The 8,617-nt window shown below is 36.1% G+C and carries 9 protein-coding genes; 4 read left to right on the forward strand and 5 right to left on the reverse strand.

Translation table 11 applies throughout. The features are described from left to right. Positions 1–161: 161 nt before the first annotated feature. The 3 genes from modB to V7659_RS22625 all read right to left on the reverse strand — a co-directional run bounded on the left by modB (position 162) and on the right by V7659_RS22625 (position 1,965). Positions 162–818, reverse strand: a complete 657-nt coding sequence (gene modB, locus V7659_RS22615; protein ID WP_335542439.1) for a molybdate ABC transporter permease subunit — start codon at positions 816–818, stop codon at positions 162–164. A gap of 8 nt (positions 819–826) precedes the next feature. Continuing rightward, positions 827–1,621, reverse strand: coding sequence for a molybdate ABC transporter substrate-binding protein (gene modA / locus V7659_RS22620; RefSeq protein WP_335542440.1), 795 nt, complete (start codon positions 1,619–1,621; stop codon positions 827–829). Positions 1,622–1,722: 101 nt separating this feature from the next. Continuing rightward, entirely contained in the window at positions 1,723–1,965 is a 243-nt protein-coding gene (locus tag V7659_RS22625; RefSeq protein ID WP_283879554.1) for a YkuS family protein, read from the reverse strand. A 102-nt stretch (positions 1,966–2,067) separates the two neighbouring features. On the opposite strand from V7659_RS22625, the gene V7659_RS22630 reads away from it, so the two are divergent. Continuing rightward, complete coding sequence (locus tag V7659_RS22630) at positions 2,068–2,199, forward strand: YuzL family protein (RefSeq protein ID WP_144547146.1); 132 nt, start codon at positions 2,068–2,070, stop codon at positions 2,197–2,199. Between the two features lie 45 nt (positions 2,200–2,244). On the opposite strand, the gene V7659_RS22635 is transcribed toward V7659_RS22630, so the two are convergent. Continuing rightward, entirely contained in the window at positions 2,245–3,864 is a 1,620-nt protein-coding gene (locus V7659_RS22635) for an ABC-F family ATP-binding cassette domain-containing protein (RefSeq protein ID WP_335542441.1), read from the reverse strand. A 398-nt stretch (positions 3,865–4,262) separates the two neighbouring features. Next, positions 4,263–4,865: an SCO family protein gene (locus V7659_RS22640; protein WP_335542442.1), complete on the reverse strand. Its 603-nt coding sequence runs from the start codon at positions 4,863–4,865 to the stop codon at positions 4,263–4,265. A gap of 162 nt (positions 4,866–5,027) precedes the next feature. On the opposite strand from V7659_RS22640, the gene V7659_RS22645 reads away from it, so the two are divergent. The 3 genes from V7659_RS22645 to V7659_RS22655 all read left to right on the forward strand — a co-directional run bounded on the left by V7659_RS22645 (position 5,028) and on the right by V7659_RS22655 (position 8,568). Further along, a complete protein-coding gene (locus V7659_RS22645) occupies positions 5,028–5,420 on the forward strand; it encodes a CidA/LrgA family protein (protein ID WP_335542443.1) in 393 nt (130 codons plus the stop codon). Next, positions 5,404–6,081, forward strand: a complete 678-nt coding sequence (locus tag V7659_RS22650; RefSeq protein WP_335542444.1) for an LrgB family protein — start codon at positions 5,404–5,406, stop codon at positions 6,079–6,081. The genes V7659_RS22645 and V7659_RS22650 overlap by 17 nt, the downstream gene beginning before the upstream one ends. 552 nt (positions 6,082–6,633) lie before the next feature. Continuing rightward, positions 6,634–8,568, forward strand: a complete 1,935-nt coding sequence (locus V7659_RS22655; protein WP_335542445.1) for an endonuclease MutS2 — start codon at positions 6,634–6,636, stop codon at positions 8,566–8,568. Positions 8,569–8,617 lie beyond the last annotated feature (49 nt).

Genomic DNA, 8,617 nt, shown 5'->3' on the forward strand with positions numbered 1-8,617 from the left:
ATAAAAAACAACAACAACAAGAAAAGCAGTTATCCAATATTAATCTCATATATGGTGTTATAATTATTGCATTAGGCGGGATTATTATTGGTTTAAGAAATAAATTCACTAAGAAATTTTAGAAATATGAAAAGCCATGATAAGTAAGACCTTATCATGGCTTATTTTTGTGTAATATTTGTTGCAAATAGCATTAATGCAGAAAGAAAAATCATCGATAGGACTAGTAACCAGGCTAAATTCATATTTCCCGATTCCATTGCAATGTAAATGGCAGTGGGTGCAGTTTGTGTTTTTCCGGGGATGTTTCCAGCAAACATGAACGTGGCACCAAATTCCCCTAAGGCTCTAGCAAAACTTAGAATAAGACCAGAAATAATTGAACGTGAAGATAATGGCAGGGTAACAAGGAAGAATACCCTCCATTCGTTTGCACCATCAACTCTTGCGGCTTCTTCAATTCCGTTATCAACAGATTGGAACCCAATTTTCACCGTTTGATACATTAAAGGGAAGGCGACAATGCTTGAGGCAATAACAGCTGCCAATGGGGTAAACATGATCGAATTAGAAAACAGTTGTTCAATTAAAGAACCTATTGGACTATTGCCGCCAAAAAAGAATATGAGTAAAAATCCAATCACCGTGGGAGGCAATACAATAGGAAGCAAAAGAAAAATTTCAACGAGCATTTTTCCTTTAAATTGGCCTTTTGATAACAATCTGGCAAATAATATCCCAGAAACAAAAACCAAAACAACAGAGATGGTGGCCACTTTTAATGACAATAAAATTGGAGGCCAAAATTCACTTTGCATCTGAAGAATCAATCCAATACCTGAAAACCGTATTTTTCAAAAATATCTTTTGCTGTTGCACTATGTAAATAATCATAAAATAAGGAAACCTCTTTCTTTTGAGCAGATGACTTAATGATACCAGCAGAATAAATAATTGGGTCATGTGTTTGTTCCTTCGCGATAGCAACAATCTTTACTTTATCAGTAACCTTAATATCTGTCATATAGACAATTCCTGCATCGACACTGTTTGTCTCCACATAGGTAAGGACCTGCCGGACATCTTTTGTTTGAATGATCTTTGCGTTCATCGCTTCCCAAATATCGAGGGATTCTAATGTTTGTTTTGCATACATCCCAGCTGGTACAGTGGCAGGTGTTCCAATTGCAATTTTCTTAATTCCTTTGTTTTCCAAGTCATCGAAAGTTTCTAATGGTGCTGGCTGCCGTTTATTTGTGATTAATACTAATTGATTGCTCAGTAAATCTTTTTGATTCTTGTAATCTATTAACCCTTTTTTAGTTAATTCATTAATGTGATCTTTAGATGCTGAGATGAATATATCAACAGGGGCCCCTTGCACAATTTGTTGTTTTAGTGCACCCGATCCACCAAAATTATAAAGAAGGGAAATATGTTGATTTGTTTTTTGAAAATTGGTCTTAATTTCGTTCAAGGCCTCATTTAGGCTTGCTGCTGCAGAAATGGTAATTTCCACTTTTTTTGGCTGATTTGCTTCCTTATTGGTCTTATTTGTTGAACATGCGGGAAGACAGATTAAAACCAAGCTAATTAAGCATCCCAAAATCTTTTTATTCATGCGATACGTCCTTTCAAACATCTACTTCATATTCATTATAGATAAAAGATGAAAACAAAAAAAGACTAAAGTGTATCCTTTAGTCTTTGAGTTTGGATTGATTATTGTAGTCTGCTTTCTACTTGTTGACATACTTCGTCAGCGGATAGACCGTTTGCGTCAATCACTGAACCCTTTGTACTGGTATCCTGCATACCCATTACGTTGGAATCTAGTCCTGTAACAACACAACAATCGCAATTCTGGGCGTCCGACTCCTGCTTTAATTCAACTACATCATGTCCCTTTTCACGTAGGGCTTGTTGAACTTGTGTAAGAGATTGTTCTACACCAATTTTTGCCATACAAAACACCTCCTCTTCTAGATTATCTTGCCTCACTTTATCTGAATTATTCGGAATAACTAGCATTAATCCTCCAAAAACTAATAGGGGAGGTGTACAAACATGGGAAAACGTAAAAAGGATCCATCAACAATAGGCTTGGCTTCCCCGCAAGTGGAAGGACAAGGAACAACAACAACTGAGACAGGTTCTAGAACAGAACCTTCATCAAGAAGAAAACAGAAGAGAAGCTAATGAAAAAGGGTCACCTCAAACGAGGTGCCCCTTTTGTCCAAATAACTATTTATACATTTCAGCCACTTGTTTCTGTATTTCATCATTTTCTAAATATTCATCATAGCTCATTTGTTTATCCATTAAGCCATTTGGAGTTAATTCAAAAATTCGATTGGCAATGGTTTGAATAAACTGATGGTCATGGGAAGCGAAGAGCAATGAACCCTTAAAATTAATTAATCCGTTATTCAACGCAGTGATTGATTCTAAGTCTAAATGGTTTGTTGGTTCATCTAATAAAAGAACATTCGCACCATTTAACATCATTTTAGAAAGCATGCAGCGAACCTTTTCTCCTCCGGAAAGGACACTTGCCTTTTTAAGAACCTCTTCACCAGAGAAAAGCATTCTGCCTAAAAATCCACGTAAAAAGCTTTCGCTGTCATCTTTAGGTGAGAATTGACGAAGCCAATCAACTAGATTTAAGTCGCTGTTTTCAAAATACTCGGAGTTATCCTTAGGGAAATAAGCTTGTGAAGTGGTAATTCCCCATTTATAGGTACCACTGTCTGCTTCCATTTCACCCATTAGAATTTTAAAAAGTGTTGTTTTTGCTAGTTCATTTGTTCCAACAAGGGCAATTTTATCTCCCTTATTAACAATAAAGTTAATGTTATCTAGGATCTTTACACCATCAATCGTTTTTGTTAAACCTTCAACACGTAACAAATCATTCCCAATTTCACGGTCCGGTGAAAACCCAACAAATGGATAACGACGAGAAGAAGGTCTAATATCATCAAGAGTAATTTTATCAAGTAACTTCTTCCGAGACGTAGCCTGCTTTGATTTCGAAGCATTCGCACTAAATCGTGCAATAAAGGCCTGTAATTCCTTAATTTTTTCTTCCTTCTTTTTGTTAGCGTCTGAAGTTAACCTTGTAGCTAATTGGCTTGATTCATACCAAAAATCGTAGTTACCCACATAGATTTGAATTTTACCAAAATCAAGATCGGCGATATGTGTACATACCTTATTTAAAAAGTGACGATCGTGGGAGACAACAATTACGGTATTTTCAAAGTTAATTAAGAAATCCTCTAACCATTGGATTGCCTTGATGTCTAAGTGGTTCGTTGGCTCATCCAGTAGTAACACGTCTGGTCTGCCGAATAACGCCTGTGCGAGCAACACTTTCACTTTTTCCGAGCCTGTTAATTCCGCCATTGTTTTATAATGTAAATCTTCACCGATTCCAAGACCCTTTAAAAGAATTGCTGCTTCTGGTTCTGCTTCCCAGCCGTTTAATTCAGCGAATTCGCCTTCTAGTTCAGCAGCTTTCATACCATCTTCATCTGTGAAGTTTTCCTTCATATAGATTGCGTCTTTTTCCTGCATGACTTCATACAGGCGCGTATGACCCATAATAACTGTCTTTAATACTTCATACTCTTCATATTCGAAATGGTTTTGTTTTAACACAGCCATCCGTTCGTTAGGTCCGAGTTGAACAGTTCCAGATTGTGCTTCAATTTCACCAGATAGAATTTTTAAAAAGGTTGATTTTCCCGCTCCATTAGCACCTATTAGTCCGTAGCAGTTACCAGGTGTAAATTTAATGTTTACATCTTCAAATAATTTTCGGTCTCCATATCTTAAACCTACGTTACTTACAGTAATCATATTTAAAACATCCTCCAAAACAAAATATCTACTGATTATACCATTAAAACAGAAGAAGAGCGAATTCTTTTCGTCAATAAAAAGTTTATAAGAAAAATTTTCTAAAAAAATTTTTCCGATTTCACACTTTATTCATATTTTTGTTGTAGAATTGGGGTAAAGAAGCAAGTAAAAGAAGGTGTGAGATGGATGACAAAAAATCAACTAACTGAACTTGTTAACAAGTTAAAAAAGGCTGGTATTAAAGCGAGCTTAACCAAACCAAAATCCAATTACCTCTTGTCTCTGCAGAAAATAAAAAATTACCCTTCTTCTGTAAATTAAATAACAAACATTAGCAAGGGACAAAATCTAGGAAATAAAAAGCGATTAATCCAAACGGACTAATCGCTTTTTTGTTACTCTAATTCATCCATTACTTGATCGTAGACTTCTTGTTTGTCAAAGTCTTCTCCCATTGGAAACTTGTCAATAAATTTATTGTTTTCATCGATCAAAAAGGTAAAAGTGGAATGTACGAATTGTCCGTTGCCAGGATCTTTAAACTGAAACTGCATGGCATCGGTCACTTTTTTGATCTCTGCCCGGTCTCTTTTAATGTTTTGTTTATCTCCTGTTAGGAATAACCAATCCTCATTATTTTGAATCTCGAATCCTTGCATATAGTCTGATAATATCTCGGGTGTATCACGATAAGGATCGATGGTAATTGTCAAAAACTCAATATCCTTCCCAAAAACGCCAACCTTCTCAAAATCTTTTTTCAAGTCAATCATCTTTTGTGTTGTGGTTGGACAAATATCAGGGCAATGGGTATAGATAAACTCAACCAGTTTTAATTTGGTTTTATCCTTACCAAAGTTATAGGAATCACCATTTTGGTCTATCAATGTAACTTCTGCAGGTATTTTAGCATTTGCATCGCGAATGAGAAAGAAAGAAATTCCTGCTGCAATACCGATAAACACAGCAAGACCGCAAATTAAATAGATCTTTTTCATATGTATCCCTCCTACATTTAAGATAAAGAAGTTAGCTGAAAAAAGACATGGATAATTTGTGAACAAAATTTCGTGCATTTAAAATGCTGTTCCATTATACTGTAGTATTATTGATTGTATTTTTGGAATATTTAAATATTTAATAGAAAAGGAGGGAGTATAGTGAAAAAAGTGTTAACTTTTTCTTTTCAAATTGCCACTTTAATTGTAATTTATCAAACGGGCAGTCTAATGGTACGTTTTTTTCATTTACAAGTTCCTGGAAATGTAATTGGTATTCTTCTCTTGTTAATTCTACTCTGGACCCGTGTTATCAAAGTGGAACAAATAGACTTGGCATCAACATGGCTATTAAAGCATTTAAGCTTTTTCTTCATACCAATCGCAGTTGGCTTAATGACATTGGGACCTATCTTTCTAAATAAGGGAATCCTCATTTTAATTGTCTTGATTATTAGTGCCTTTATTGGACTCATATCGGCGGGGAAAGCAACACAATCTGTAATAATGAAAAAAGAAAAGGTAAAAGTGAAATATCATGATCACAGTGTATAGTATTTTTCTAACGATTACTGTCTATATATTTTCACGGAAATTTGGGCAAAGATATTCATCGCCCCTTACCAGCCCTGTATTTTTAAGCACATTAATTGTTATTGTCCTGTTAGTAGGTTCACATATTACATATTATGAATATACGCCTGCTAAAAAGATTATGACATATTTGCTTGGACCTGCAACGGTTGCATTAGCCGTCCCGATTTATAAGAATCGGACCTTATTAGCTCAATATTTGTCAGCGGCATGTGCAGGGTTATTAATAGGGACGATTACAACGATTTTATCCGCCCTCATTATTGCTAAATGCTTCTTTCTTTCAAATATGTTACTACTGCCATTAACGATTAAGTCAGTAACTGTTCCGGTTGCAACGGAAGTTGGTAAAATAATTAAGGGTAATGTTTCTCTCATCGCTGCTTTTGTAATAATTACTGGAATGATTGGCGCAATGTTTGGACCAAGGCTCTTGAATCTTTTTAAAATCGATCACCCGTTTGCACGTGGCTTATCAATCGGAACAATCGCTCATGGCATTGGTACGGCTGAAGCTGTCAGAGAAGGGGAAATCCAGGGAGCCGTTGCCGGCGCCGCCATGGGCATCGCAGCATTGTTAATATCGTTTGTCATTCCTTATATCATTCCATTCTTACTATAGTGGAACAATGGATTTTATTTGCATATTCTATAAAGTGAAGAAATTGACAAGTGTTCCCATTTATTATATTCTTGATAAGAATTAAACTTTTCTAAAAACTTAGGTGTTTAAAGGAGTATGTTTTATGTTAGGTGTCGTTCTTAACTAATCCAATCAATTGGATATGTTCATTCCTAAAACCTTTTTCAATTTTTTCTTGAATGAAGGCTTATTTAATTATGTTTGGGAATGGAGTTAAGAACAATGGGCATCATTAGCATACATCTTTACCAATGTAGCTGTGTACATCCGTGTAGACAGTTTTTATTTTTGGTAAATATTTTGTATGGAGGATGGAATGAGTTTATTTCATGTAGCCGCAATGACATTGTTCATTGCGGCTATTTTTATTTTTATCTCAGTTCATCTAGGCTGTTGATTTCCGTTCCTGTCGCTTCGCTTTCCGCGGGCGTCCCCGTACTCCCGCAGGAGTCTTCGCGCCTTCCGCTCCAATCAACATAGTGTCAATATCAACAATGATTAATATAGTCAAATATTTAGGAGGTTAACAAAGTGAATTCACATACTTTTAATACGTTGGAATTTCAGCAAATCAAAGAGACCATTGCAAATTTTGCCTTAACGAAAGAAGGGAAGGAAAAAATCGAGTGCCTGACACCATCGACTAATTTGAAGCAAATTGAAGCGTGGCTTGAAGAAGTGTCTGAGGCTGTTGAGATCTTAAAAAAGAGTGCTAGTGTTCCTGTTCATGGTTTGGATGGGATGGATGCATTGTTAAATAACATGAATAAAGGAGTTGCACTAAGGGCTGACCAGCTGGCTAAGCTTTATGATTTTTTGGATTGCTGTGGGAAGATGCGCAGATATATGAAGGATAAAGTATATTATGCACCAAGAGTATCTTCATATGTTGATGGTATTGATGAATTGCCCGATCTTGCAAGTGAGGTTATCCGCTGTATCCGAAATGGCCGCGTTGATGATTATGCTAGTAAAGAGTTATTAAAATTGAGGAAACAAATAGCGATTCAAGAGGAAAGGCTAAAAGAAAAAACACTTCAGTTGATTCGCTCCAATAAATATAAAAATTATTTACAGGAGAATGTAGTCAGTCAGCGAAATGGCCGCTATGTGATCCCTATTAAAAAAGAATATCGGAACAAAATAAAGGGAGTGGTCTTAGATACTTCTGCTTCTGGTTCAACACTTTTTATAGAACCTGAAGAGATTGCGATGTTTCAAGATCAATTAAATTGGTTATTCGGAGATGAAGAGGTCGAAGTTCAAAGGGTTTTAAATTATTTAACGGGATTGGTTGAAGAAAAGGAGCAGCAAATTCGTATTGCGATTGAAACGATGGTTCATTACGATTTTTTATTTGCAAAAGCAAAGTATGGACGCTCGATCAATGGCTCAAAGGTAAGTATAAACGAATCTGGTGAGTTGAATTTAATTTCTGCAAAACACCCTCTTTTAGGGGAAAAAGCTGTCCCTCTTTCCTTTACTTTAAGTAATGAACAGCATGCATTAGTCATTACCGGACCAAATACAGGCGGGAAAACTGTAACGATTAAAACGGTGGGTCTCTTAACCTTAATGGTCCAATGTGGTCTTCATATTCCGGCTGCACCAGAAAGTAGTCTGAATATATTTGAGCGCATTCTAGTCGATATTGGGGATGGGCAAAGTATTACTGAAAATTTAAGTACGTTTAGCTCACGGATAGTTAATATTATTGAAATTTTAAAAGAAACCCAGCATCGCACCTTAGTTTTATTAGATGAATTAGGTTCGGGCACCGACCCTGGTGAAGGAATGGGGCTTGCTACAGCTATTTTAGAAACTTTGTATGAAAAGGGGGCAACGATCCTGGCAACAACCCATTACAGTGAAATTAAAGTTTTTGCTCAAACACATCCTGGATTTATTAATGGATCGATGGAGTTTGATTTAACCAGCTTAAGTCCGACCTATCGTTTACACATTGGAAGAGGAGGAGAGAGTCAGGCATTTGCAATTGCGTTAAAACTGGGAATACATCCGAGAATTCTTGAAAGGGCTCATACCATCACCTATAAAGAAGAAAAGCAATATACAACAGATGTAACAGATGTCTGGAAGCTAAAGGAATTGGAAAAACAGGTGATAATTAATAAGTATAAGGAGGTGACCAGAAGAACGAAAATGGAGGTAAAAATCCCTCTCTTCCAACTGGGAGACAATGTGAAAATTTCACCTGCAAATGAGTTTGGGATTATCTTTACAGGTCCGGACCCTCTAGGAAACTATGCCGTGCAAATAAAAGGGGAAAAGCAAACAATCAACCACAAGAGAATCACGTTATATATCGCAGCAAAAGAACTATACCCTGATGATTATGATTTCGACATAATTTTTCAATCCAAAGAAAACCGTAAAAAAGATAAACTACTCTCCAAAGGACATCAGGAGAATGTGACGATTGAGTATAAAGAAGATAATTATTAACAAAAATTATAACCTGAACTCTTTTGGCACTATGTTGATTGGAGCGGAA

This window comes from Neobacillus drentensis, assembly GCF_036966985.1.
Classification (GTDB): Bacteria; Bacillota; Bacilli; order Bacillales; family Cytobacillaceae; genus Neobacillus; species Neobacillus drentensis_E.

What these genes read in the sequence shown, in the direction of transcription:
- V7659_RS22635 (WP_335542441.1), bottom strand. Translation starts at nt 3,864, where the DNA reads ATGATTACTGTAAGTAACGTAGGTTTAAGATATGGAGACCGAAAATTA.
- V7659_RS22640 (WP_335542442.1), bottom strand. Translation starts at nt 4,865, where the DNA reads ATGAAAAAGATCTATTTAATTTGCGGTCTTGCTGTGTTTATCGGTATT.
- V7659_RS22625 (WP_283879554.1), bottom strand. Translation starts at nt 1,965, where the DNA reads ATGGCAAAAATTGGTGTAGAACAATCTCTTACACAAGTTCAACAAGCC.
- V7659_RS22630 (WP_144547146.1), top strand. Translation starts at nt 2,068, where the DNA reads ATGGGAAAACGTAAAAAGGATCCATCAACAATAGGCTTGGCTTCCCCG.
- V7659_RS22650 (WP_335542444.1), top strand. Translation starts at nt 5,404, where the DNA reads ATGATCACAGTGTATAGTATTTTTCTAACGATTACTGTCTATATATTT.
- modA (WP_335542440.1), bottom strand. Translation starts at nt 1,621, where the DNA reads ATGAATAAAAAGATTTTGGGATGCTTAATTAGCTTGGTTTTAATCTGT.
- modB (WP_335542439.1), bottom strand. Translation starts at nt 818, where the DNA reads ATGCAAAGTGAATTTTGGCCTCCAATTTTATTGTCATTAAAAGTGGCC.